This is a genomic window from Streptomyces sp. NPDC031418 (assembly GCF_055581605.1).
Genome location: NZ_JBVIJC010000023.1, coordinates 80,310 through 103,644, shown reverse-complemented (window position 1 = coordinate 103,644; position 23,335 = coordinate 80,310). Strand labels below are relative to the sequence as shown.

The window sequence follows — 23,335 nt, the reverse complement described above, 5'->3', positions numbered from 1 at the left end:
TGCGGCAGAGTGCCGTCGGGCGCTCGGGAGACGACATGGGGCCGGGGCCCCGGGGGACGGCTGGGAGGGCGGCGTCGACTGGGAGGGCTGGCGGGACCACCGGGACATCCGGCGACGGCTCGACCAGGGCGCCGATCCGGAGGCGCTGCCGTGCGGGGAACGGCCCCTGCACCGGGCCGTGGGGTTTGGCTTGCCCGAGGTCGTCGCGGAGCTGGCCGGGCGCGTACGTCGACGCCCGGGAGGACGGTACGACCGTGCTGTGGGAGGCGGTGGTCGGCCACCGGCCGGAGATCGCACGCGTCCTCGTCGCCGCGGTAGGCCGGCGGCGCATCGCGACCCTGGCCAACGTCGGCTACTACGACGGCACGGGACTGGCCTGCGTGGCCGGCATCGACGCGCAGGAGGCCGTACGGCGCCTGGCAGCGCACTGCAGGCCGAGCACAGGGTGCCAGTATCCGAGCGGGCGAGGCACATGGTGCAGCTGGCTGGTGGTGAGCGAGCTGGTGACCAACACCCGCACATACGCTCCGGGCCCGTCTTTGCTGACACTCGAAAGTCTCTCAGACGGGAGACAAGCCTCTCGGTCAGGCGTAGCCGACGGCCTTTCGCTCCTCCGGGGTGAGGGGCGGTTCCTCGAGTGGTGGTTTCACCGGGCCGATCAGGGCGCGGATGAGGACGTCGGGCCGGGCCAGCCGCTCGGGGCCGTCCCGGAGTGTCATCACGTCGGTGACGGCGCGTGCGACGGGGCCGGAGCCGGTGGCGGTGTAGATGAGGCGGTTGACGAAAGCGGCGGCCAGGCGCTCGCCGGCGGTCGGGCCGGTCTTGGTGGCGCCGGCGTAGAACACGTCCGTTCCGGTAGCGAAGGCCCAGGCTGTGGCGACCGGCCGCGCGATGGCTTGCTGCACCCGGCGGGTGAGACCGAGTGAGCCCCACCCGTGCTGCCGGACGGTGTCGCGGAGGATCACGGCGGCCTGGGCGGTGACTGTCATGCCGTGTCCGTACGTCGGGTTGTACGAGGCCACGGCGTCGCCCATGACCAGCAGGTTGTCAGGGAGCGATGTCTTCTCGTAGAAGTGGCGCCGGTTGGCCGTCATGTGCGTCACGCTGATGGCGGTGAGAGGGGTGGCCCTGCTGATCAGATGTCCGACGATCGGGTGGCGCAGTCTCTGGGCGAAGTCCTCGAATTCGTCAGGGTTCTTGGTCGGCTGGCCCCCGCGGGTGCCGGTGAGAGTGACGAGCCAGCGGCCGCCCTCGAGGGGTGTGATGACACCAGACCGCCCGGGACCGTGCCCCGGCGGGTCGGCCTGGACGTTGATGATGGGCCAGTTCGCGGGGAGGCCGTCGGGGGCCTGGTAGACGCGGCTGGCGTAGACGAGTCCGGAGTCGACCTCGCGGACGGCCGGTGGCTGTGTGCCCAGGGTCCGCAGCCAATGGGGGATGCGTGAGGCGCGGCCGCTGGCATCGACGACCAGGTCGGCGAGGAGGGTGTCGTGCTCGCCGGTGTCCTCGTGACGAGTGGTGACGCCGGTGACCGCGGTGGCGTCGCCGGTCAGGCCGATGACGGCGGTGCGCTCCATGACGGTGATGCTGTTTCCGGCCTTGCTCAGCACACGACGCCGGACCACCCAGTCCAGGAGGTCACGGCTGCAGGTGATGGCGTAGTGGCTCTCGGCCCAGCGGCGGAACCAGCCTTTGGGGCTGTAGGCCACCATGCCGGTCGTGAGGGGGATACGGTGGGCGCCGGCCTCGTCGAGTTCCTTGAGCGTGCCTGGCAGCAGCGACTCCATGGCCTCGGCACCGCCGGACCAGAGGATGTGGGTGTGGGCGGCCTGGGGCAGGCCGGTGCGGGGTGCGGGCCGGTCCGGCAGGACGTCGCGTTCGATGACGAGGACGTCCGTCATCTCCGACAGGACGCTCGCGGTGAGCATCGCCGTCAGGCCTCCGCCGATGACGATGGCACGGCGGGGGCGAGTGGGGCTACCTGGAGCGCTGCTGGTCATCTGACTGCACTTTCGTCTGCGGCAGTCCGGTGGACCGCGTCGCTGGGGAGTTCGCGCAGGGCGCGGGAGATGGATACGAGGTCAGCGGCGCCGTCTGCCAGCGGCCGCGCCGGGGCCGCTGGTTGGGTGTCGCCGGTTCGGAGGCGGCCGACGGCTGCCTTGATGGCCGCGGCGTCGGCAAGGGCTTCGGCCTCAGAGGGGGTCTTGCCCTGGGACCGATGGGCACGCAGGTCCTGCTCGCGGCGGTCGTAGTCGATGTAGGCGTGCAGCTGTCGCACCGCGTCACGGACGAAGGTCCTGCGGTGCGTCAGGCGCAGCTGAAGCGAGGAGAACCGGCTGATCGTGACCGGACTGGACGCGGCCGGCACCTGCTGCAGGGCCTGGGCGAGGGGGGCGAGAGCCCGGTACTCGCGGCTGGCCGCCAGGCGTTGCGCCATGCGTTCTCCGGCGTGGGGGACGACGAAGCCGAAGCCGATCAGCAGGCCCACCACAGCGGCGATGGGCGGGGCGAGGTCGGTGCTCATCCAGTTGAGGTCATCGCGGCCGTTCCACCGCGCGATGACGGGGATCAGCTTGGCGATGTCGTAGAGCAGGTTCATGGCATAGCCGACGGTGAGCATGACGACGCCGACGTGCAGCCACCCGGTACCGCGGACCCGGCTTTCCCAGGTCCACAGCAGGGCGGAGGTGAGCAATACGGCCACGGTGTGCGCGAGCAGGTAGAGCAGGATCATTTCGCGCGACCACGGGGTGGTGGCGTAGTACGTGTCGAAATCCCGGGTGCGTTCGACGTGGTGGTCGCCGAGTGCGAAGCAGATCCACAGGCCGAGCGCCACGGTGCCGTAGCTTCCGTAGACGTACCAGGTCGCGCGCCGGATGCTCTCCGGCGTGCCGCCGCGCCACTTGATGATCAGCAGCAGGCACGAAGCGCTGAAACCGGTGAGGAGGCTGTAGACCCAGGGAGCCGAGAAGTTGGTGATCCCTGTCAGGTCGTTCATGGCGGCGATGACGGACGGTGCAGCGAAGAAGAAGACCCCGACTGCGGCTATCAGGAGCCCGCCGACCTGCCGTGCGAGGGGGTTGCGGCCTCCGCGCAGCACGGCCGGCACCTTGTAGAACAGCCCCACGCCCAGCACCACGGCTGTGATCCAGAAGGTGTCACTGATCGTCATGTCAGGCTTGCGCTCCCGGGTAGCCGAGCGAGACGCCGATGCGGCGCGCCACGTCGTCGAGCCGGCGGGCGCCCGGGACCGCGAGCCAGCCGGCCATCCGGCTGCTGAGGAGGAGACCGAAGCCCTCCGCCTCGAGTTCGTCGTCCTGGTTGGAGTGGGAGCGGGTGGCTATGTGGCGCGCTAACTGGGCCCATTCGATCTGGTCGCTCAGCGCCGCGCGGGCGGCGACCGCGGCGTTGCCGAGGTCGTGCCCGCAGTGGCCGGCGTGCATGTGCCACAGCTCGTGCCCGAGGACAACCAGTTGGTGGTCGGGGGACAGGTTCTCCTCGATGACGATGAGGTCCGCGTCCTGCACATCCAGCCACAGGCCTGTGGTGTCCGCCATGTTCTCAGGGAACGCGCGCGTGATCAGCGTGACCGGCCGTCCGCCCCGGCGCTCGCTCATGACCTCGCACAGAGCGGCGAACACGGCGTGCGGTTCGGCGGGAACGTCGACTTTCGCGGCAACGCCCGCGCCGAGGTCAGCCATGAGTTTGCGCTGGTCCTTGGCGGTCTTGCGCGCTGTGGCTCTCTTCAACTGGGGTCCTCCTGGTTGCCCAGGCGCTTGAGCTCGCCCCGGACTGTGTCCAGGTCCGAGACGATGGATGCGACGAGTTTTGCGAGTTGGGCCAGTTCGGGCTTGTTGTAGCTGCTCCTCCGTCCATTGACGCTGCGCACGTTGAGGTCGGCGAGCACCTGCCCCGGGTTGGTCTCCACCTTCAGGTCGAAGACGATCCGCCGCAGTTCCCGCCGAAGTGCGTCGGCCGGCTGAGCGGTCAGGAAGTCAGCCGGGACGCCGTACGCCTTGCACAGGGCGGCACCGACGATGATGTTCGGCTTGGCCTCCCCGGCGACGAGTTTCCTGGTCCACGTGGTGGTTTGGTCGATCGCGGCGGCGATGTCGTGGATGTCCCGCGGAGTACCGTCGGCCGTGGTATGACGTTCGTACAGGAAACGCACGCGGTCGCGGACCATGACGTCGGCCTTGACCTCCGCAGGGGCGCCGCCGGCGAGCAGGGTCCGCACGTCCGCCTCGGTCAGGCCGGTCGTGAGGGAAAGCGCCGTGACGTCCAGGACGTCGTCGGCGCTCTTCCCGCTGACCACACACAACTCCTCCACGGATCTGAGTAGTTCCTCGATCGTGGGCTGGGGCTCAGTCACAGGCGTCTTCCTCGCGGCCGGAACGTGGTGTGGGGCGACAGGGGCCACCGTATGCCCCTGACCGCGCACAGCCTAGAGTCAACGAACATTCGTTGCACGGCTTGAACGTTCGTTGACACGCTTCGCATCGGCGTAGCAATATCCGACCCTGGAACGCTACGCATCCACGCGAACGCAGTGGGTGAAAGTTCAAAAGTGCACGTTCCGTCATGAACGGATGTCAGCACCCTGGGAGTCGCAGACCCGCACTCCCGGCCGGGTGCTCAACGGAATTGAGACCAGCCGTGACGATCTCAGACGCAACGTCACACCCTCGCTCGTCGACGGCAACCCCTGCACGACACGCGTTGGTGACGATCGGCCAGGCCGGGAGCGCCAGTCCGAGCACCACCCGGACCACCCCTGACCCGGCTCACCGCGTGCCCGTGAACGGTCAGGTCCGCGACGGCGCAGAGGGAGCCTCGACGTGACCATCAAGCACATCGCGATGGTGCTTGAGGCCGAAGGGGTGGACGGGCCGGAGAAGTTGCTCCTGATCGCGTACTGCAACAGAACCGATGGCCACGGGTCCTGCCGGCCCGGCCAGCAGTGTTTGGCGGCGGGCTGCGGACCCTCACGCTGCCGACGGGCGTTCGTCCCTGGCTCGTCGGATGCTCGGAGGTTTGCGAGAAGCGGACTGGGACGGTGTGCTGACCCGGTGCGGAAGGTCGGCCCGAGAGAGTGCTGCTGGAAGACCGTGTGTTCCTGGTCGCCGCGTACTGGTGCACGAACCTGACCCAGTGCCAACTGGCCCCATCCTGATGAGCCTCCGGAAGCCCCCAGACTCTGATGGGGTCCGGCTGGTGCCATGCGCATCGGCTGGCCTGAGTCACCGGCGCTGGAATCGCCCCTTCGGCTCGCTGAGAAGACGTCAGGCCCGTTCTGTGCGAGACCACGCAGTTCGCCAACTGTGCGAGTCGGGCATCTGTCCTCCGCTCCGATGCTATCGGCCGACCCTGGCACATCCTCATCCGTTCAACCCGAACCGCCCTGTCAACGATCGTTTCCTAGCCGAAAATGATCGTTGACACTTCGCGCCTGCTCGTAGCACCATCCTCGCGATACGACGTCCTCGATGGATACCGGATGAACTTTCAGCTGGGGTGATAGGCGGCCTACCGGAAGTACGCCCATGGACTCCTATCCCACATTCCTACTTCAATCAACTGGAGGTCTGGGTATGCGCGTGCCAAGAACGGGGGAGGCCCATCGGCTGACGGAAGGCGACTTCACCGAGGGGGATCTGGCCGAGTTCCACCGCCTCATGACGGAGCTCATCACCACGTGCAAGCAGGCAGTAGAACAACATGCCCCAGAAGGCGTGTGGGCCCCATCCACTTCCGGAATCTTCGATCAGTTCGGAGAATCCATGCAAGTGATCGCAGATATGGCCCGAACACTCAACAAGACACGCGCCGGCATACGCAAGATCGGTGGCAGGGCACGCGCACGATTGAACGAGCGTGCCGCAAGGCACACCCCACCCGTGGAAACCTGCCCAATGGGCCAACGGCCTCATCCGGCTGTGCTACGCGGGGGCGGGTCGTGACCTGGCCAAGGGCCGCATCGACGAAGCGAACAACAGGCGTCCGCCGTGCGCTCGTCGGAACACCGCTGACCTTCGTACACAGGCTCCTGCGAACAGCGCATCCACGACCGCACTCAGAAGGCATCTAGTGTCGCATCAGCTAACGTTCGCCCTGTAGGACCGCTGGAAAACTCGTCGGAATAATCTCCCCGCGGCGGCCGAGGATGGCCCCTTTGCGGACCTTGACGACTGGCTGGGCGGACGCGGAGTCGAGGTCTGGGGTGGGTTGCGCGCCGGCGATCCCCAGGCCCGCAGCAGCCCATTCCAGCCGCCGCCATACACCGCCTGACCTGGTCTCTTGTCATCCTCGCTCCTATGATCGGCATCGGTCGAAAGGGAGGGGTGGATGGACCGGACCGTACGCACCGTCAAAGACGTTCTCGCGCTCTTGGACGGGCTCTTCGCATCTGAATCCGAGGCCGGCCGCCTGGTGACAGGGGACGGCAAGGGCTTCTGGGACCGCGTCCGGGGCGGGGATGCCGGTGTGTTGGGCCCACCGGAAGGCGGCTGCGGGCACATTCAGGCGCTTGGCGGCCTGGCTCGCGTCGTATTCGGTTCGTCGTATGAGATCACCTCTCGCTCGTCGCTGGAAGCGGCGGACAGAACATGACGGACAGGTGAGAGGCAGCCAATGGCGCAGCGAAATAGGCAAGTTGGGTGTACGTCGACGAGGTTCTGTCTCTTTGGTCAGCGTCGGGACCGGATGAGGATTACGGCGAACGGGGAGTGCCGCTTGCCTGTCTGTGTTTCCCGAGCGGAGAATCCGGTTGCCCGGCTGCCAGTTCGTCCGCACACTCGCGATCATGATGTCTCACGCGCGCGGTCTGGTCCTTGAACGCTTCCGCTGGATCGGCGGCCACGCTGACGTCTGGCAGTTCTTCCGTGACCCCGAGGCTCTTGCTGCGGTGGTCCGTGCACTGGCCGAGCTGTTCCGGGAAGAAGACGTCACGGCAGTCTGCGGCATCGAGTCGCGCGGGTTCCTGCTGGGCGCGGCAGTTGCCGTCGAGCTCGGCGTCGGCTTCGTCGCGGTACGCAAGGGCGAGGGGATCTTCCCCGGGGAGAAGGTCACCAGGTGCAGCGACCCCGACTACCGGGGTACTCGCCAGGAGCTGCGTCTGCAGCGGATGGTGGTGCACTCCGAAGACCGGGTGCTGCTGGTCGATGACTGGATCGAAACGGGCAGCCAGGCGTCGGCTGTGCGGTCGATGGTCGAGGAATGCGGCGGGCAGTGGGCCGGCTGCTCCGTCATTGTGGACCAGACAGCCCCGGCCCGGCGGGCGGATCTGGGTGTCCGCAGCATTGTCACCGCAGCCGAACTTCCGGCTTGGGGTGGGTAGTCCTGACACGTGTCCGCCTGGCTGGTTACCCGGTTGACCGGATGTGCCTGTCGGATGAGTGATCACTGATGCGATGTGGGGCAGGATCGCGCCACTGATGCCGGCCGATCCGGTTCGCGGGAGGCGGTGGGCCGACCGCCGCCGCCATCGCATGGAGGTACCGCACCAACTCGCCGTGGCGAGACCTGCCGGACGAGCTCGGCCCGTTGCAGACTGCTCACCAGCGCCTCATCAGACGGGCCGTCAACGGCAGGAGCGTATCCTCGCTGCTCTCCTGGCCGCCGCCGATGCCGAGGGCGGCATCGACTGAACCGGACGGCAGTGGCCTGGAAGTCGGAACCCCGGATACGCATCAGGCAGCCACGGCGCCCCACATGTCCCTCGTTGGCGGGCAGGGCCCAGTCAAAATCCGGTTCGTCAGAACAGCGGCGGTCAAGCCGACAGCCTGGCGGGACACCAAACCGACATGCTCGCGATCGGCTACCAGGCCGTCCTGCACATCCAATTCGAGTAAGAGATCTCATGCCGGTGTGGACGTGACCGACTTTCCCGACGACCTGGTCCATGACCCGTCTCAACGAAGTTTGACCGTCCGGGATTCGTCTCATAGAACTTTGCGTCGCAGGTCAGGTACGGTTCGGACGTGACTGAGCACCTTCCTCCCGACGTGGCTGAGGTGCTTGACGCCCTCCTTGGCGACGATGACCCCGTTCACCTTGCGCTCCGCGCCCAGCTGCCGCACCTGCGCGTGCAAGGACGTTGTACGTGCGGATGCGGCACGGGCTACTTCGACCTCGACACGGCCTCGGTTCAGCCGGCACCGTCCGGGCCGGGCACGGTGGTGGCCGCCGACGCCCAGATCTACACCGAGAATGGCGACTGCCCTGGCGAAGTCCTGGTCTTCGCCCAGGCCGGGTACCTCTCCTGGCTGGAGGTCTGCTCTTGGAGCGACGACATGGAGATCACCCTCGCCATGGCTGCTGGGCCGTCTGATGGCGGACCCGCCTGTGGTCAATCTTCGCTGAGACTGATCAAAGTTCGATGAGACGGGTCAGCTGGTTTTGTCCGTACGGCTGTGGTGGCACCCCTACGGGGAGACCGTCCCGGTGCCGGCGGCACGCTCCGAGCTGCGCCACCTGGCCCGCGCCCTCGGAGCCGTTCGGGCCGCGTGACCGGTCGTACCGGACGGCCAGGAGCACGACCCCGTAGTCGTGCAGTTTCTGCAGTCTTGCCGTGTGGTCTTGGAGGAAGAGCGGTGAGTCCTCGGCTGCGGGGCTGCGGCGGTGGCCGGGAGGGTCGACAGGCGCTCGTCGTCGACGCTGAGCCACAGAGGGATCGGCCCGGCCATGCACACGATTCGAAGGCGGCGTCCGCTGTTGCTTGTCAGCTGGCGTTCCTGCCCTCAGTAAGGGCAACCGCCGCTTACACCAGCGCGGTCACCACCGCGGCCTGCACCACGCCCAGCCGGTCACTCGCTGACGGCGGTTGCTGCTACGCCTGTGCTCAGTCGCCGGTCAGGGTGGCGTGGGGCGTGCGCCGGTAGGTGTCGCGGTACAGGGCAGCGAAGCGGCCCGGGTGATGGAAACCCCAGCGGGCCGCGATCGCCGTGACGGTCGCTCCGCTGTCCGGTGTGGCGGTCGCCAGTTCCTGGTGGGCGTGGGCGAGCCGGACTCGGCGCAGGTGGGCCAGCGGGGTGGTGTCCAGGTGCCGCCGGAAGGCGTACTGCAGTGCGCGCACGGTCACATGGGCCGCGGCGGCGATGTCGGCGACCGTCATCGGCTGGTCGGCGTGGTCGTCGATGTAGGCGAGCGCCCGGCGCAGTACCGCGGGATGCGCGTCGCGGCGGTCGGCCGCGGTCGGCTCGGGCAGGGCCGTGTTCGGGAAGGCGTTCAGGACGCTCGCCGCGAGGTACTGCGCGGCGGTTGCGGCGATGAGCGGCTGGTCGGCGGTCTCCGGGTCGGCCAGCACCGAGTCCCGCAGGTGGGCGATGGTCCGGCTCAGCTGACCGGCCGCGGCCGCCGAGCGTGGCCGGTGCCCCGTCAGCCGTACCGGCCGCGCGTCGTCGGCGCCGGCGGCCACCTGGCCCAGCAGCGCTGGGTCCAGCATCGTGATGTTGTAGCGGGCGTTGCAGATGCGCCCGGAGTACGGCAGGTCGGGCGGGGCGAGCAGCACTACGTCACCCGGTCCGAAGGTGTCCTCCACGCCCTGGAAACGATGGTCCCGCACGGTTCCCTCGTACACGTGGCACAGACAGATGCGCCCGAGCGGCGTGACCGAGTAGCTCATCTCGAAGTCGAGGACGAGTTCGTCGACACTCACCGGCGCGATGGCGGTGCGCCGGATCCTGGCCCGGCTGGCTTCCGGGGTGCTGCTGCCGATGCGCATTCGGGCGTAGGCGCGGCTGAGGAAGTCCTCCGTGACCTCCAGATCCGCGCTGTCGAAAGTGAGTGTCTCCACGCCTCGCCCATGCCCGGGCATCACCCGATCATGCCGGGCTGAGCAGGCCGTTTTCGCTTTTCGGCCGGATGCGTGCCAAGTCGTTCGCTTGGTGGCTGGCGCAGGTGTGGCGCCGTGCCGAGGGTGGGCGGCATGACCGGAGACGACGAGGAGACGGACCAGCTGGCGGCGCTTCAGCAGGAGGTGACCCAGCTGCGCACGGCCGTGGTTTCGCACGCCGTGATCGACCAGGCCATCGGCGTGGTCATCTGTGTCGGCGGGCTCCGGCCCGAGCAGGGCTGGGATGTGCTCAGGGAGGTCTCCCAGCACACGAACATCAAACTCCGCCAGGTGGCCGACTGCCTGGTGCACTGGCCGTCCAGCGGGCAGCTGCCCGCTGGAGTGCGCCGGGCCCTGTCCGCGGCGGTGGCCCGGGCCCGGGAGTCCACTGCGACCGGAGAGGACGACGCGATGAGCGGGGTGCCCGTGCGCTGAGGTGGCAGGGCGTTCTCACGTGTGATCTTCAAGGCGCTGTTGGGCGGGTTTTGCGCATGGCGTCGGTGAGGGCGCAGGACGGGAAGGGGCTGCGGGTCCGCCAGGAGGCGGAAGCGGTCACGGTGAGGTGGGTCCCGGCAGCTCAGTTGGATGTCGTCGGGCGGCCGGACGCGGATTTCGAGGGCATCCGCGCCGTTCTGCGGCAAGCGCTGCGTTTGGCGGCAGCACTTGTGCATGAGTTCCGGTATCAGTTGGTGATCATTGCGCCGAGATATGTTCGCGAGTTTTGACGGCGCCACCGTGCCGTCGTCGCATCGGGTGATCAATTCACTGTGCCGTGGCAAGCAGCGTCCGTAGGGTTTGCGTATGACGGATGAGAGTCAGCGGGCTGTGCAGGCAGCCATTGATGGGGAGATGCGGCTTCTCGATCCCGAGGTGCGCGCTTCCCCGGCCCGTGTCCTGGAGCTCTTGGATCCGGAGTTCACCGAGATCGGGGCTTCTGGGCGCCGGTGGGACGTGGAGTCGATCCTCACGGTGACGAGTGGCGGCTCGGTGTGCCCGGAGTCTCCGGTCAAGGTCAGCGAAATGTCCGGAGTCGTCCTTGCTCCGGGCGTCGTTCATCTGACGTACTTCGCCGACAATCAGGGTCGTCGGGCATGGCGGAGCTCTTTGTGGCGTCTGACGGAGACGGGCTGGCGGATGTACTTCCACCAGGGCACTTTGACCGGTTGAGTGGGTGGGACCGCCGCTCGCAAGGGCGGTGATCGCCCTTACCACCCAGGCCATCCGTACCTGGAAGGAACGCCGAGAACAGCTCCAGACCAGCCTCCCGCCCACCGGCGCCGACCCTCTTCCCGCTCTCACCCACCGGGAGGAGCCATGTCAGTACGCGCTGGTCGCTCACGAGGTCCTCGACGCCACCCGGGCCCGGCGGGCGTGGCCGTCTACCTCGACCTCCCCGACGACGTTGCGGCCCTGCCTCCGGAGGCTGTCAAGGGGGCCGTCGACGACCTCGACATGGACACGCTGGACGGCTTCGGAGCCATCCCACAGCCCAACCCTGCCCTGGCCACACCCACTGCAAGACCTCGTCGCACAGTCAACCGCGGCAAGCTGGCACGTTGGCTATCGCCGCCGCGGCTTCAGGCGGCTGTGTACACGCGTTCTCCAAGCCGGCGTTGTAGTCGACATGCCTTCTCGGGGCAGTATCAGCGCATCAGTGGTCTGCTGGTGAGGAGTCGTCATGCCAGCTGCTTGTGCTGTGTCTTCCGGCCGGATCAGAAGCCCACCCCAGGCGCTATCTCTCCGGCGGTGACGCAAGCGAACCTGAAGCAGACAATCTTGCAGAAAGGCGGCTGTGCGGAGGCAGTCCGGCCACCAGCCTCGGTCACGGACCGGGAGAAGAAGCTGAACGCCGGCTCCTACGGCTATACCGGCCGTCTTCTGGACGCTGCCGACCACCTGGTCGGCCCGGAGCCGGGCTGTGACCCGAATGACGCCCGCAACCTGTGGGCAGCAGGAGCCTGAGTCGGGGCATCGGGCGCGGTCACCGGGCCTTGGGCTTGGAATGGTCCCGTGTGGTGTGCGACGGGACACGGGACCACTTCGCTGGCCGCGGCGTCATCCCGCCGGTGGTGCAGCACCGCGGTCTGGGGCTTTGCCTGCGGGGTCAGGGAGTGGGGCCGAGAAGCAACCTACAGCTTTCAGTGCGGCGCTCCTTGGTGGACCAGGTCTCCCGCCAGCGTGCGGCCATACGGTCCGCAGGCGTGTTGTTCGGTGTGGCGGGTCCGGCGTGCCGAAATCCTTCTGGGGGCCGGACTACTGAGGCGGAAGACTTCCAGCGTCCCGCACCATACAGGCCAGATCGGACACCGTCCTGGAGGGCCGGCGTCCGCCTCCGGCGCGTGGGCCGACCGACACTCGCGGGTGTGGGCTGAACCAGGGTTGGGGATGACTGGCAGGCCACCGGCGGAGGCGAATACCCGCGCGTGCGGGCTGAACAAGGGAAAGTCGTCGAACGGCACCACCATGACCGACGACACCCGACGCGCCCTGAACCGTTGGGGGAGCGAGGAGCTGGCCAAGGCGGCCGAACTTGTGGCGGCGTACAAGGGCGTACGGCACCTTGTGCAGATGGGAGAGCAGTACCGTCTATGGCCGTCCGGGGACGGTGAGTTGAGCGCCGTACAGTATCTGGCGCCCGACGGCCTGCGGAGTGCCTAGCGATTCTCGAACCTGCTGCAAAGGGCCATTGATCCGCTGGTTCTTCCGGTTTCCGGCACAGAGCCGTGCCGCCTGGCACCGATCTGCCGGTTCACCGGGCGGGGGTCTTACCGTCGGGTATCGTCGGGCCCATGGCTGCTGCCCCGGTTCGCGTTCGTTTCGCCCCGTCCCCGACCGGCATGTTTCATGTCGGGGGTGCACGGTCCGCTCTCTACAACTGGGCGGTGGCACGCCGCTCCGGCGGCGCGTTCGTCCTGCGGGTCGAGGACACCGACGCGGCCCGGAACAAGCCGGAGTGGGTCGACGGGATCATCAACGCGCTGGCGGCGATCGGCATCCACGAGGAGGACCCGGCCTTCGAAGGCCCGTACTTCCAGTCGCACAACGCCGATCGGCACCGGGACGCGGCCCAGCGGCTCTTCGCGGCCGGCCGGGCGTACTACTGCGACTGCACCCGGGAGCAGCTGAAGGAGCGTACGGGCTCGGACCACCTCGGGTACGACGGGTTCTGCCGGGACCGGGGTCTGGCCTTCGCGGCGGGACGGGCGCTGCGATTCCGGACGCCGGACGAGGGCGAGACCGTCGTGGTCGACCTGGTCCGTGGGAAGCCGGCGTTCCCGAACAGCGCGATCGAGGACTTCGTGATCGCTCGCGGTGACGGGTCCCCGGTCTTCCTGATCGCCAACGTGGTCGACGACCTGGACCAGGGCATCACGCAGGTCATCCGCGGCGAGGAGCACCTGTCGAACACGCCGAAGCAGCAGCTGCTGTGGGAGGCGCTGGGCGCCGAGCCGCCGGTGTGGGCGCATCTGCCGGTGATCGTCAACGAGAAGCGGCAGAAGTTGTCCAAGCGCCGGGACAAGGTGGCGCTGGAGGACTACCTCGCCGAGGGCTTCCTGCCCGAGGCGATGGTGAACTACCTCATGCTCCTGGGCTGGGGCCCCGGAGGCGACCGGGAGATCATGCCGTACGAGGAGCTGGAGCAGCTCTTCCGGATCGAGGACGTCAACACTGCGCCGGCCTTCTTCGACGTGAAGAAGCTGACGGCGTTCAACGGCGACTACATCCGCGCTCTCTCGCCGGAGCAGTTCGCCGACGCCTGCGCGCCGTGGCTGGTCGCCCCGTACGCGCCGTGGGGCCCGGAGGCGTTCGACAAGGCCCTCTTCGAGGCGGCGGTCCCGCTGGCCCAGACCCGGCTGGCGCTGCTGTCGGAGATCACCAGCTATGTGGACTTCCTGTTCCTCGACGAGCCGGCCTGGGACGAGGCGTCGTGGAACAAGGCGATGAAGGCAGGCGCCGGTGACATCCTGTCCGACGCCCGTGCCGCGCTGGCGACCGTCGCGGACTGGAAGGCGGGCGGCCTGAAGGACGTCCTGCTCGCCGTCGGCGAGAAGCACGGCCTCAAGCTGGGCAAGGCCCAGGCACCCATCCGGGTCGCGGTCACCGGCCGGACGATCGGACTCCCGCTGTTCGAGTCCATGGAGTTGCTCGGCCGGGATCGCGTGCTGGCCCGTCTGGACGCGGCGGCCGAGAGGGTGGCCGCCGCGCAGGCATAGCCTGCGGGCCTGTCCCGATCAGATGAGCGTGTACCGCCCCCGTCCGACCCTCCGCACCAGACCCTTCTTGCACAAGCGGTCGAGAGCCGACGACACGACGGAATCAGGCCGCCGGGAGTCGCGCAGCAGGTCCGTTTGCCCCTCGTCACGCAGGCGCTCGATGATCGTGACGAGGTCCCGCGTGCGCAGTGCCTCCGTCGTGGACAGCACGTTGAGGAGCATCTCCTGAATGGAGAAGGGCTTGCTCGCGCGGAATCCGGTGGGGTGGACGATCACCGTCGCGGGCGCGGTCGGCTCCGGCGGAGGGGCCTGCGTGGAGTTCTTCGACGTGACGGCGCGCACGGCGGAGGCCGTCTCCACTAGGCCCGGCTGGAACTCGTCCAGCGAGGTGTTGAGGGTCTCCAAAAGGTTCAGCTTCCGCTTCGCCTCTTCCAGTTGCGTGCTCAGCGACTGGACCGTTTCCGTCTGCGCCCTCAACTGCTGGCGTACCAGCAGCAAGGTCTCGCGCACGACGGCATGACTGTCCGATGCTCTGTCCATGAACTCCTCCGCTGTAGGCGTCCTGCGGATTCCGGTTCAACTTATGCCTGCTGGAACGCAAGGATCGCAAGTCTTGCCGAGTTTGGACAGAGCACGCCCGGAACGCAGAAGCATGAACCCACCGGCCTTTTCCTTGCGCATTCGATGACCGGAAACCGATTCCGGGTCAGGAGACGTGATCGGGGTCGCCCGACGGAGCCGGAGCCAGTCGCATCATGGAGGACGAGGCGATGTACACCCCGTTCACGATGGCGATGAAGACTCCGGTGTGGACGTCCGGGCGCGGCTGATGACCGACCAGATCGATCTCTGCCGTGAACTCCTCCTTCCCGCCCGGAGGCACGCAGATCGGGGCGCTCACCTCGGGCGGCAGACCCAGGAATCGGCGCATCGCGAAAGCGAATCCGATTCCGCCGCGCAGGAGATGTTCGGAGTCGTTGCGCAACGTGCGGGACAGGCCGATGACGCGACCCGACACGGCATCCGTGTCCAACATCCCTTCGAGTGCGAATGCCGGTTCGTCCGATTCCTCACTGGTCCACCAGAGGTCACCGCAACGCCGGCACTGCAGAGTCCGCACCGTCAGACCGGCGTGCACCACATGCGCCATGGTGATGAGGGCGGCCCGGTCCCGCGCACAGTTCGGGCAGGTCACAGGCGTTTGGGACACCTCGCGCAGGCCGTCGAGCGACGGGCCTCCGTAGTTCCAGCCGTTTACATAAATTTCATGGGCGATCGCAGCGGCTGTGGCGTGCTGAAATGCGGCGAGATCGGTCTCGATCCGGGCAACCTGCGAGGCCAGATCCGGCGCCTGCAAGTCCTCGGCGGCCTCGCGCACGCGGACCCGGAACCCTTCCACGGCGAGTGCGTCGACTCCTGGCTCCAGCCAGCACAAGCGTTCCAGGCGCGGCAGGACCACGTTGCTCAGATGGGCCAGGTCCCGGACCGCCCCTTCCTCACGGCGCGTCGCCGTGACCGCCGCCGTGCCCGGCCCGGTGCCCGCTGCCCGCCCGGCCGGCAGGCCGAGGACCAGGCCGGGATCGCCGAGCAGGCCGAAGCGGTTCAGCCAGCCGTTGATCGGATGGGCCCGCTCGTTCAGGCGCTCGACGGCGCGGCCGAGCGGCAGGTTCTCCGCGAGCGCGCTCTCCAGGTCTCCCTGCGCTCCCCGCTGTACGATATGGACGCCCAGCGCGCCCACGACCGCGACGGCGGTTCCTTCCAGCAGTCCCAGGCCCAGGGCCACATGGTGGGGGTAGGCGTTGGTGCCCACGGCGATGGACGAGCAGCTGTGGGTGAAGACCACGGTCGCGTGCAGTTCCGCCGCGGGAAGGCGTTGGTCCTCCGCCAGGTCGGCACGGTGACATCCTGCGCCGTACATGCACGGCATGTGACGGTACGCGGGGTCGACGGCGGGCAGCGGGGTGTCGATCGCGTCGGACCGGCCGCACAGGATGCCATCGGGCAGAGCCGCGCAGCACTCCTTGCCGAGCGCCTTGAGCACCAGCAGCTTCGGTCTGCGCCGGCCGAGTGCGATGACGTCCTCGAACTCGTTGGTGTCCGCCAGCTCGGCGTCTTCGAGCATGGGATGGGTGGCCACGAAGACGCGGTCCTCGGCCGCCGCGTCGGCGGTGAGGCTCCGGTAGACCAGGCAGGTCAGCGCTGCCAGGTCACGAGCGGTGACGACGCCGACCACCGGGCCGTGGGCGCCCGGCCAGTCGCCGGACGCCGTGATGTCGTCCGCCAGGCCGACCACTGCGACGAGTTCGCCGGCCCGCGGGACGAGTTCCGCCGCAAGGGCGCCGGGCTCCACCACGCGGTGCTCACGGCCCGTGGCGACGGCCAGCAGCCGGCCGACGGCGCCCGCGTCCTCGCCGACGCTGATCACCGACCCCGCCCGCGGGGCGGTGTCCACCGACGGCAACCGGCCCTCTGGGAACAGGGACCGGTAGCGGTCCAGCGAGGGACCCGCCAGCACGGGGAAGGGCAGGCCCGGGGTCCAGGCGTTCGCCCGCTCGCGGTATTCGGCGACGTTGGCGCAGGGCACGACATGAGTGTTCACGCGCCGCTCTCCTTCCCCGCACCGGCCGCGAAGGCCGCGACGCGCGCCGAATCCGGGGCGTGGGTCGCCAGCATGCGTGCCTGCGCACCGAGCGTGGCGTGGGTGTAGAAGGCGCGCAGCGGCGGCCTGATCCCCAGGTCGCGGCGGATTCTGGCGCTGAGGCGCCCGAGGAGCATGGAATGGCCACCCATCCTGAAGAAGTCGTCCTCGGGCGTGACGGCGTCCACTTCCAGCAGGTCGCACCACATGGCCGACAGGACCTGCTCCAGCGGGGAGAGGCCGTCCGCGAGCGCACCGTGCGCGGAGTCCCGCTCGCGCTGGTCGCGCTGGGGAACGAACGCGGCCAGGGCCGTGCGGTCGACCTTGCCCATAGGGGTGAGCGGCAGCCGGTCGAGCACCGTCAACCGGGGCACCATCCACTCCGGCAACTCCCGCGCCAGCTCCTCGCGCACCCGGTCGGCCATGCCCGCCTCCGCCGAGGCGGCGGGCACCACGAAACCAGCGAGGCTCCGGTCGGCCTCCTCCCCGCGCACCACGACACAGGCGTTCCCGACCTCAGGGTGGGCGAGCAGCCGCGCCTCGATCTCACCGAGCTCCACGCGGTGTCCGCGGACCTTGACCTGGTGGTCGGTACGCCCGAGGTAGACGAGCACGCCGTCGGCATCCCGCCGGACGAGATCGCCCGTGCGGTAGAGCAGGAGGTCGGGGCGTTCCGGATGGGGCACGAACGCCCGGGCCGTCTGCTCGGGGCGGTTGAGGTACCCCAGGCTGAGGCAGGGGCCCGACATGTACAGCTCGCCGCGCCGGCCGTCGGGCACCGGGTGGAGATCCTCGTCCAGGACGTGGGCCTGTAGACCGGGCAGTGGCGTGCCGATCGGGATGATCCGGGTCTCGTCGGTCACGCCGGAGACCACGTGCCGGATGACGAAGGTCGTGGTCTCGGTGGGACCGTACACGTTGGCCAGGGTGCCGGACAGGGTCGCGAGCACGTCGCGGGCCCGCCGGGGATCCATGGCCTCGCCGCCGACGAGCAGCAGCCGCAGGGGCGCGAACGCGGCGGGGTTCTGCAGAGCGATCTCGTGGAAGACCGACGTGGCTGTGATCACGGCGGTGATGCCGTGGCGCCGGAACTCCTCGGCGAGCAGTCCGCCGTCGGTGAGCAACTCGCGGGGGAGGATGACGAGGGTGGCGCCGGACGTCAGCGTCGCCCATATCTCGTACGTGATCGCGTCGAACGCGGGACTGGTGAGCTGAGCCGTACGGTCGCCGGGGGAGAGGGACAGGTCCGGGTCGGGTCCCGCCACGTTCGTCAGGAAGTGGGCGATGCTCGCGTGCCCCACCAGGACGCCCTTTGGCGTGCCGGTGGTGCCTGAGGTGTAGTACACGATGGCCGGAGTGTCCGGTGCGACGGCGGGCGGCGCGACGAGCGGACCACCCGCGGCCGGAGCCATGTCGACGTCCGGGAGGACCAGCTCGGACGGGAATCGGTCCGCCAGCTCCGGAGTGGTGATCACGCAGGAGGCGCCGCTGTCGTCCAGGATGAACTGGTGGCGGCCGGCGGGCTGTTCGGGTTCCATCGACACATAGGCCGCACCCGCCTTCCACACGCCGAGGAAGGCGGCGACGCGCCGGCAGCCCTGCGGAAGGCACACGCCCACGAAGGAACCGGGACCCACGCCCCGGTCGATCAGCTGGCGGGCGACGCCGTCCGCGACCCGGTCGAGCTCTGCATACGTCAGTTGCTCGCGAGCATCCGGATGGAAAACGGCCACCGCATCAGGAGTCCGCTCGACCTGCCTGGTGAACAGAGCGCCCAACATCCCCTACACCACCCCTCGTTGAATCACGCCCGACGGGTCAGGCCGTGATCCCAGGACTGTAACCCCTGGTTGAGGCGATGAGGAGGCGGACAGGACGTCAGTCCGTCAGACGCCGGGAAATTTTCGGGAGTTGAACCCACCTGCCTGGTTTTCAGCAAGGAACCTTGTGGACATAGGACGTGAAATCTCTCCTGTGCAAGGTGGAGGTCTAGCCTCCGTCTGATCTTTCGGGTTAACTGACGGTCGGCCGAGCACCACGGCGTCCGCGCGTTCAAGTCCGCTCGCGACCGCCGATTCCACCGGAACGACCTTTCCCCGGTTGGCGGTTCGCGCAGTTCCCGGCCCCTCGGTCGCACATCATGTTCAGCGGGGGTAGAAAATGCTTGAAGGCAGCTTCACCGAGGATTCCTCGGACGACCACTGTCGACTCAGAGATCAACTCCTCTCTCCTGAAACCGTGTTGGCCGAGCCCGCCGTGGGCTTCCCGGCCAAGGCGGCAGACTTCCCCGGGGAGATCCTCGACGGACTCGACGGAGACCTCCTGCGGCACGGGCTCGGAGTCGTCCGGCTGGACGAGCCGCTTCCCAACGACGCCTTCAGGAAACTGGGTTCGGCACTGGGAACCGCCATACCCGAGACCGCCCCGGCCGTGCAGCCCTACGTGGAGGACGGCGTCGTCCTCAATCTCCGGGCCGACGCCGGGACGACGCAGGACGTGTCCCTCCAGCCCTTCGCCAGTAATCGCCTGTCCCTGCACAGTGAGGGCAGCGGGCGCTCCGTCGCGGACCAGCCCCGTTACATCGTGCTCATGTGCGTGGAACCGGGCGACGCCTCCGCCTCCACCGTCCTCGTCCCCATGGACGAGGTCGCCGCAGGCCTGAGCGGCGAGGACCTCCGCCTGCTCCGTGCCACTCGCTACGCCGACGCCCCCGGCGTCCCTGCCGTCGTACGGTCCCGCGGGGACCACACGGTCTTCTCCTTCCGCGACTTCCAGCAGGACACCCTGCGATGGGTCTGCGAGGCGGACGGCGCTTCGCCGGAAGCCGTCAACGGCGCCCTCGGCCGCCTGCTCGCCCGCATGTACGAAGCGAGGGGCGCCTCGGGCGTGGTCTGGTCCCGCGGGCTGCTCGTCGTCATCGACAACACCCGGTTCTTCCACGGACGCACGGCGGGGCTGCCCCGAGCCGCGGCCCGGACGCGCCACCTCAAGAGGCTCCGTATCCGCTGAGGCGTCCCGTCTCGTCCCGTCCCGCCCGTGGGTACGCACGCGCAGCGTCCGGAGCGCCACCTACCGGGCTCCTCTTCTCTCCCCTTGGAGACGGTATGCCCCTGTTCGACATCTCTCCGCCGGTCCGTCCGATCAGCCTGCCCCGCGAGGTGCACGACGAGGCCATGAACGCTCGGCCCACCACCCCTCCGGCCGGCCTGTTCACCCCGGTCGTGGACGACGCCACGCTGGAGGTCTTCCAGCGGGCCGTCGACCCGGAAGACGCCTACGAACTGCGCGACCTCTGGCTCGGCCGGGTCGAGCACCGCCTCGGCACCCGGACCCTCCGCCCCGAACAGGCCGAACGCTGGCGGAACTCGACCGTCCGCCGCCAGGTGACCGCCGAGGAGGTCCTCACCTCGCGGGCGACCGTCCGCTTCGTCAAGGAGCTCTTCAACTCCTACTTCCGCGACGACCTCTACGGGCGCCTCCGGCCGGACGCGCGGTACATCCTCTCCGGCGGCTCCGTCGACGAGGAGCAGTGGGGACTTCCCGAGACCATCAAGGACACCCTCCGCTACGCCCTTTCCCGCGACTGGTACGGATACTCCGACTCCTGCGGACGCACCCCGGCGCGCGAGGCCGTCGCCGCCTACGAGAGCGCCCGGATCGCGGACGTCACGTACACCGCCGAGAACGTCGCCCTGACCATGGGCGGCACCTTCGCCGTCAGCTCCCTCGCCGACTTCGTCCTGTCGGGCTCCACGCACACCTCCCCGGCGCTGTGCGCCATTCCCAACTACCCGCCGCTGGTGGAGGCCATCGCCCGACGGACACCGGTGCGCCTGGTCCCGGTCTCCTCGGACGGCGGCGTCATGTCGGTCGACCCGATCATCGCCGCGCTGACCCCCGACACGCCGTTCGTGATGCTCCAGACGGCGGCCAATCCCACGGGTGCCGGTGTGCGCGAAGCCGACCTGGAGCGGCTCATCCGCGCCGCGTCGCCCAACACCATGATCCTCCTGGACGAGTGTCACGAGTGGCTGGGCCCCAAGCGGGAGTTCGGAAAATTCCGTGCGGCCTCCAACGTCATCCGGGTCTCCAGCCTGTCCAAGAACTGGTCGGCCCCCGGCGTGAAAGCCGGCTGGATCGTCGCGGACGCGGCGTTCATCGCCTCCTACTACGAGTACGCCTCCACCAGCTTCGGCGGCCCTCCGTCGTTCCTGTACACCGCCATCGAGGTCCTCGCCCGCATGGAGCGCTGGTTGATCACCGGGGTCACCGAGGTGGGCGCGGCCGAACTGGCCGAGTTCGAGGAGACCTACGAACTCGGGCGCGCAGGGCTCCAGTCCGCCTACGACAGCTATCGCCAGGAACGGGACTCCCGCGAATCCGCGCTCACCACCCTGCGCGACGCCAGCGTTGGCCGCCTCGTCGAGGTCGCGCACGTCCTGCGGCCCGAGTACTCCATCAACACGGCCGCCGTGTTCGACCGCTGGGACGACTCCTACCTCTGCTTCCGTGAACTCCTTCGCGAGACGGGCGTGTCGGTCTACCCCGGCATCCTCAACTTCGGCTTCGGCAGCGGCGTCGTCCGGTTGACCACCGCGCGCTCCTGGACGGACCTGTCGCCCGCCTTCGACCGGATCCGCGCCGTCGTCCGACGGGACGAGGTCGTCCATGCCTGAATTCCACCTCCCCGCCGGGCGCAGGACCGTCATCGGCATGATCCACCTCCAGCCGCTCCCCGGCACCCCCTTCCACGAGGAAGGAACCTTCCGGGACATCCTGGAGACGGCCGTGGCCTCCGCCAGGGCGCTCGCCGACGGCGGCGCGGACGGCTGCCTGATCCAGACCGCCGACCGCGTCTACACCGTCGAGGACGTCAGTGATCCGGCGCGCACGGTCGCGATGGGTCTGATCACCGACGCCGTCGTCCGGGCCGTGGCCGACACGTCTGGTTTCCTCGTCGGTGTCCAGATCATGCGCAACGCCATCAGCGCGTCCCTCGCCGTCGCCAAGGTGTCCGGAGCCCACTTCGTCCGGGCCACCGCACTCGTCGGAATGACCCTCAGCCCGCACGGCATGGTCACCCCCGACCCGCTCGCGGTCGCCGAGTACCGCAAGCGGATCTCCGCCGGGGCCGTGGGGGTGATCGCCGACGTCGACTCGATGCACTTCCGCTGGTTCGGCGGGGAGAAGTCCACCGGAGAGGTCGCCCGCGCGGCCCGCGGCGTGGGGGCCGACGCCGTCACCCTCGCAGACCCCGACGAGGCACGTGCGCTGGAGCTGATCGCCTCCGTCCGCCGTGCCGCCCCCGGCCTCCCGGTCGTCCTCGCCGGCCACACCGATCATGACAACGCCGCCCGGTTGCTCGCCGAAGCGGACGGTGCCTTCGTCGGCACCTGCCTCGAAAAGGGAGGCTGGGGAGGCCGGATCGACGTTGACCGGGTCCGCGCCTACGTCGACATCGCCCGCTCCCTGGAGTCCCGATGACCGCCCCGGCCGGCCCGCCCGCGGTACTGGACCCCATGGACAGCGCCGTCCTCGTCCGCCAGAGCGGGCGCCTCGCCGCCGACCTGCGTGACCTCGTCGGGTTCCTCCCCGACCGCGTGGACACCGCGTGGCGCGAGCTGTACGACCCGGACGGCGCGGCCGGGACCGTCCGCTCCGTGTGCCTGGTCGGTGACGGCGACTCCCTGCACGCGGGCACGGCCGCCGAGGCCGCGTTCGAGTACCTCGCGGACCTGCCCTGTGAGGTCCAGCCCGCTCAGCGCTTCCTCGGATACCACGTGCGCACGGCCGCACCGGGCACCCTCGTCGTGGCCGTCTCCGCCTCCGGCCGTACCGAACGCGTCCTCCAGGGCGTCGCCGAGGCCCGCGCCCGGGGCCTTCGCACCCTCGGGATCAGCGGATCGGCCACCAGCCCGCTCGCCGACGCCGCCGACACCCACGTCACCGTCGGCCTGCCCGACCCCGAGCCGTCCCCCGGCATCCGCACCCACCAGGCGAGCCTGGTCGCCCTGCTCATGCTGGCGCTTCGCCCCGCGGAGACCACCCGCGGCGCGGACTGGGCCGCCCGGGCCCGCGCCGAACTCCTCGGCCTTGCCGATGGTGTCGCCGCGACCGAGGCCGCCGTCCGCGAGCGGGCTTCCGGATGGGGACGGACGCTGACCGACGCCCCCGTGATCGCCGTCCTCGGCACCGGCCCGGCCGAAGGCACGGCCGGCTACGCCGCAGCCAAGATCGTCGAGGGCGCCGGAGTCCACGCGTACGGCCGCGACCTGGAGGAATGGTGGCACGTTGAACGCTTCGCGGGCCCCCTGGACACCCCTGTCGTGGTACTCGCTCCGCCCGGCCCCTCAAGGGCCCGCGCCCTGGAACTCGCCGAGCGCGCCCTCGCCCTCGGCCGGCGGGTCGCCCTCGTGACACACCCCGAGGGGACGGAGCACCTCGACGACCGGATCGTCCTCCTCCCGGTGCACGGCACCGCCCGCGAGGAGTTCGCCCCGCTGCTCCACCAGACCTTCGCCGCCCACCTGGCTTTCGGGCTCGCCCGCGGGCTGGGACGCAGCCCGTTCCAGAGGCACCGCCCGACCGGTCCCGCCCTCCGCTGACACCGCGTCCGCCCGACCCCGTCGACACGTTCACCAGCACACACCG

Annotated in this window: 21 protein-coding genes and 2 pseudogenes; 15 read left to right on the top strand and 8 right to left on the bottom strand. The window is 69.1% G+C overall.

Annotated features, from left to right (window positions below):
• Positions 1–584: 584 nt before the first annotated feature.
• The 4 genes from ACZ5CZ_RS30265 to ACZ5CZ_RS30250 are packed head-to-tail and all read right to left on the bottom strand — an operon-like array spanning position 585 to position 4,372.
• Positions 585–2,000, bottom strand: a complete 1,416-nt coding sequence (locus tag ACZ5CZ_RS30265; protein WP_468947462.1) for an NAD(P)/FAD-dependent oxidoreductase — start codon at positions 1,998–2,000, stop codon at positions 585–587.
• On the bottom strand, positions 1,997–3,172 hold the full coding sequence (locus ACZ5CZ_RS30260; RefSeq protein ID WP_468947460.1) for an MAB_1171c family putative transporter: 1,176 nt from the start codon (positions 3,170–3,172) through the stop codon (positions 1,997–1,999). Before ACZ5CZ_RS30260 ends, ACZ5CZ_RS30265 begins: the two co-directional genes overlap by 4 nt.
• A gap of 1 nt (position 3,173) precedes the next feature.
• Positions 3,174–3,749: a toxin-antitoxin system, toxin component gene (locus ACZ5CZ_RS30255; protein WP_468947459.1), complete on the bottom strand. Its 576-nt coding sequence runs from the start codon at positions 3,747–3,749 to the stop codon at positions 3,174–3,176.
• Positions 3,746–4,372 carry a hypothetical protein gene (locus ACZ5CZ_RS30250; protein ID WP_468947457.1) on the bottom strand — a complete coding sequence of 209 codons (627 nt, stop codon included), beginning with the start codon at positions 4,370–4,372 and terminating at the stop codon, positions 3,746–3,748. The genes ACZ5CZ_RS30255 and ACZ5CZ_RS30250 overlap by 4 nt, the downstream gene beginning before the upstream one ends.
• 702 nt (positions 4,373–5,074) lie before the next feature.
• Here ACZ5CZ_RS30250 and ACZ5CZ_RS30245 point away from each other — a divergent pair.
• The 5 genes and pseudogenes from ACZ5CZ_RS30245 to ACZ5CZ_RS30225 all read left to right on the top strand — a co-directional run.
• Positions 5,075–5,167 (top strand): annotated as a pseudogene (locus ACZ5CZ_RS30245) (IS5/IS1182 family transposase); the annotation flags it as partial.
• Positions 5,168–6,345: 1,178 nt separating this feature from the next.
• Positions 6,346–6,609: a hypothetical protein gene (locus ACZ5CZ_RS30240; RefSeq protein WP_468947455.1), complete on the top strand. Its 264-nt coding sequence runs from the start codon at positions 6,346–6,348 to the stop codon at positions 6,607–6,609.
• 193 nt (positions 6,610–6,802) lie between these two features.
• Positions 6,803–7,336, top strand: a complete 534-nt coding sequence (locus ACZ5CZ_RS30235) for a phosphoribosyltransferase family protein (protein WP_468947453.1) — start codon at positions 6,803–6,805, stop codon at positions 7,334–7,336.
• A 73-nt stretch (positions 7,337–7,409) separates the two neighbouring features.
• A pseudogene (locus ACZ5CZ_RS30230) lies at positions 7,410–7,628 on the top strand (transposase); the annotation flags it as partial.
• Positions 7,629–7,979: 351 nt separating this feature from the next.
• Entirely contained in the window at positions 7,980–8,381 is a 402-nt protein-coding gene (locus tag ACZ5CZ_RS30225; protein WP_468947452.1) for a hypothetical protein, read from the top strand.
• 458 nt (positions 8,382–8,839) lie between these two features.
• Here the strand turns inward: ACZ5CZ_RS30225 and ACZ5CZ_RS30220 are convergent, their stop codons facing one another.
• Positions 8,840–9,793, bottom strand: a complete 954-nt coding sequence (locus ACZ5CZ_RS30220; RefSeq protein ID WP_468947450.1) for a helix-turn-helix transcriptional regulator — start codon at positions 9,791–9,793, stop codon at positions 8,840–8,842.
• A 132-nt stretch (positions 9,794–9,925) separates the two neighbouring features.
• On the opposite strand from ACZ5CZ_RS30220, the gene ACZ5CZ_RS30215 reads away from it, so the two are divergent.
• The 6 genes from ACZ5CZ_RS30215 to gltX all read left to right on the top strand — a co-directional run bounded on the left by ACZ5CZ_RS30215 (position 9,926) and on the right by gltX (position 14,046).
• The gene (locus ACZ5CZ_RS30215) at positions 9,926–10,267 is read left to right on the top strand and encodes an ANTAR domain-containing protein (RefSeq protein ID WP_468947449.1); all 342 of its coding nucleotides are present in this window, start codon (positions 9,926–9,928) and stop codon (positions 10,265–10,267) included.
• Between the two features lie 56 nt (positions 10,268–10,323).
• Entirely contained in the window at positions 10,324–10,557 is a 234-nt protein-coding gene (locus ACZ5CZ_RS30210; protein ID WP_468947448.1) for a hypothetical protein, read from the top strand.
• 76 nt (positions 10,558–10,633) lie between these two features.
• A complete protein-coding gene (locus ACZ5CZ_RS30205) occupies positions 10,634–10,999 on the top strand; it encodes a nuclear transport factor 2 family protein (protein ID WP_468947447.1) in 366 nt (121 codons plus the stop codon).
• A gap of 204 nt (positions 11,000–11,203) precedes the next feature.
• Positions 11,204–11,794 carry a hypothetical protein gene (locus ACZ5CZ_RS30200; RefSeq protein ID WP_468947446.1) on the top strand — a complete coding sequence of 197 codons (591 nt, stop codon included), beginning with the start codon at positions 11,204–11,206 and terminating at the stop codon, positions 11,792–11,794.
• A gap of 501 nt (positions 11,795–12,295) precedes the next feature.
• Positions 12,296–12,490 (top strand): hypothetical protein, encoded by a 195-nt coding sequence (locus ACZ5CZ_RS30195; protein WP_468947445.1) that lies wholly within the window; start codon positions 12,296–12,298, stop codon positions 12,488–12,490.
• 179 nt (positions 12,491–12,669) lie between these two features.
• On the top strand, positions 12,670–14,046 hold the full coding sequence (gene gltX / locus ACZ5CZ_RS30190) for a glutamate--tRNA ligase (protein WP_468947503.1): 1,377 nt from the start codon (positions 12,670–12,672) through the stop codon (positions 14,044–14,046).
• Between the two features lie 18 nt (positions 14,047–14,064).
• Here gltX and ACZ5CZ_RS30185 read toward each other — a convergent pair whose 3' ends face one another.
• The 3 genes from ACZ5CZ_RS30185 to ACZ5CZ_RS30175 all read right to left on the bottom strand — a co-directional run bounded on the left by ACZ5CZ_RS30185 (position 14,065) and on the right by ACZ5CZ_RS30175 (position 18,465).
• Positions 14,065–14,586, bottom strand: coding sequence for a hypothetical protein (locus ACZ5CZ_RS30185; protein ID WP_385847625.1), 522 nt, complete (start codon positions 14,584–14,586; stop codon positions 14,065–14,067).
• A gap of 166 nt (positions 14,587–14,752) precedes the next feature.
• Positions 14,753–16,645, bottom strand: coding sequence for a hypothetical protein (locus ACZ5CZ_RS30180; protein WP_468947442.1), 1,893 nt, complete (start codon positions 16,643–16,645; stop codon positions 14,753–14,755).
• Positions 16,642–18,465, bottom strand: a complete 1,824-nt coding sequence (locus ACZ5CZ_RS30175) for a non-ribosomal peptide synthetase (protein ID WP_468947441.1) — start codon at positions 18,463–18,465, stop codon at positions 16,642–16,644. Before ACZ5CZ_RS30175 ends, ACZ5CZ_RS30180 begins: the two co-directional genes overlap by 4 nt.
• Positions 18,466–18,922: 457 nt before the next feature.
• On the opposite strand from ACZ5CZ_RS30175, the gene ACZ5CZ_RS30170 reads away from it, so the two are divergent.
• The 4 genes from ACZ5CZ_RS30170 to ACZ5CZ_RS30155 all read left to right on the top strand — a co-directional run bounded on the left by ACZ5CZ_RS30170 (position 18,923) and on the right by ACZ5CZ_RS30155 (position 23,289).
• Positions 18,923–19,693 carry a TauD/TfdA family dioxygenase gene (locus ACZ5CZ_RS30170; protein WP_468947440.1) on the top strand — a complete coding sequence of 257 codons (771 nt, stop codon included), beginning with the start codon at positions 18,923–18,925 and terminating at the stop codon, positions 19,691–19,693.
• A 95-nt stretch (positions 19,694–19,788) separates the two neighbouring features.
• Positions 19,789–21,360, top strand: coding sequence for an aminotransferase class I/II-fold pyridoxal phosphate-dependent enzyme (locus ACZ5CZ_RS30165; protein ID WP_468947439.1), 1,572 nt, complete (start codon positions 19,789–19,791; stop codon positions 21,358–21,360).
• Positions 21,353–22,168 carry a BtpA/SgcQ family protein gene (locus ACZ5CZ_RS30160; protein WP_385847616.1) on the top strand — a complete coding sequence of 272 codons (816 nt, stop codon included), beginning with the start codon at positions 21,353–21,355 and terminating at the stop codon, positions 22,166–22,168. Before ACZ5CZ_RS30165 ends, ACZ5CZ_RS30160 begins: the two co-directional genes overlap by 8 nt.
• Positions 22,165–23,289, top strand: coding sequence for an SIS domain-containing protein (locus tag ACZ5CZ_RS30155; protein WP_468947438.1), 1,125 nt, complete (start codon positions 22,165–22,167; stop codon positions 23,287–23,289). Before ACZ5CZ_RS30160 ends, ACZ5CZ_RS30155 begins: the two co-directional genes overlap by 4 nt.
• Positions 23,290–23,335 lie beyond the last annotated feature (46 nt).

Excerpts from the sequence above, each read along its gene's own strand:
- ACZ5CZ_RS30160 (WP_385847616.1), top strand. The coding sequence starts at position 21,353 with ATGCCTGAATTCCACCTCCCCGCCGGGCGCAGGACCGTCATCGGCATG.
- ACZ5CZ_RS30240 (WP_468947455.1), top strand. The coding sequence starts at position 6,346 with ATGGACCGGACCGTACGCACCGTCAAAGACGTTCTCGCGCTCTTGGAC.
- gltX (WP_468947503.1), top strand. The coding sequence starts at position 12,670 with ATGTTTCATGTCGGGGGTGCACGGTCCGCTCTCTACAACTGGGCGGTG.
- ACZ5CZ_RS30205 (WP_468947447.1), top strand. The coding sequence starts at position 10,634 with ATGACGGATGAGAGTCAGCGGGCTGTGCAGGCAGCCATTGATGGGGAG.
- ACZ5CZ_RS30165 (WP_468947439.1), top strand. The coding sequence starts at position 19,789 with ATGCCCCTGTTCGACATCTCTCCGCCGGTCCGTCCGATCAGCCTGCCC.
- ACZ5CZ_RS30235 (WP_468947453.1), top strand. The coding sequence starts at position 6,803 with ATGATGTCTCACGCGCGCGGTCTGGTCCTTGAACGCTTCCGCTGGATC.
- ACZ5CZ_RS30215 (WP_468947449.1), top strand. The coding sequence starts at position 9,926 with ATGACCGGAGACGACGAGGAGACGGACCAGCTGGCGGCGCTTCAGCAG.
- ACZ5CZ_RS30260 (WP_468947460.1), bottom strand. The coding sequence starts at position 3,172 with ATGACGATCAGTGACACCTTCTGGATCACAGCCGTGGTGCTGGGCGTG.
- ACZ5CZ_RS30265 (WP_468947462.1), bottom strand. The coding sequence starts at position 2,000 with ATGACCAGCAGCGCTCCAGGTAGCCCCACTCGCCCCCGCCGTGCCATC.
- ACZ5CZ_RS30195 (WP_468947445.1), top strand. The coding sequence starts at position 12,296 with ATGACCGACGACACCCGACGCGCCCTGAACCGTTGGGGGAGCGAGGAG.
- ACZ5CZ_RS30185 (WP_385847625.1), bottom strand. The coding sequence starts at position 14,586 with ATGGACAGAGCATCGGACAGTCATGCCGTCGTGCGCGAGACCTTGCTG.
- ACZ5CZ_RS30155 (WP_468947438.1), top strand. The coding sequence starts at position 22,165 with ATGACCGCCCCGGCCGGCCCGCCCGCGGTACTGGACCCCATGGACAGC.
- ACZ5CZ_RS30175 (WP_468947441.1), bottom strand. The coding sequence starts at position 18,465 with ATGTTGGGCGCTCTGTTCACCAGGCAGGTCGAGCGGACTCCTGATGCG.
- ACZ5CZ_RS30210 (WP_468947448.1), top strand. The coding sequence starts at position 10,324 with ATGGCGTCGGTGAGGGCGCAGGACGGGAAGGGGCTGCGGGTCCGCCAG.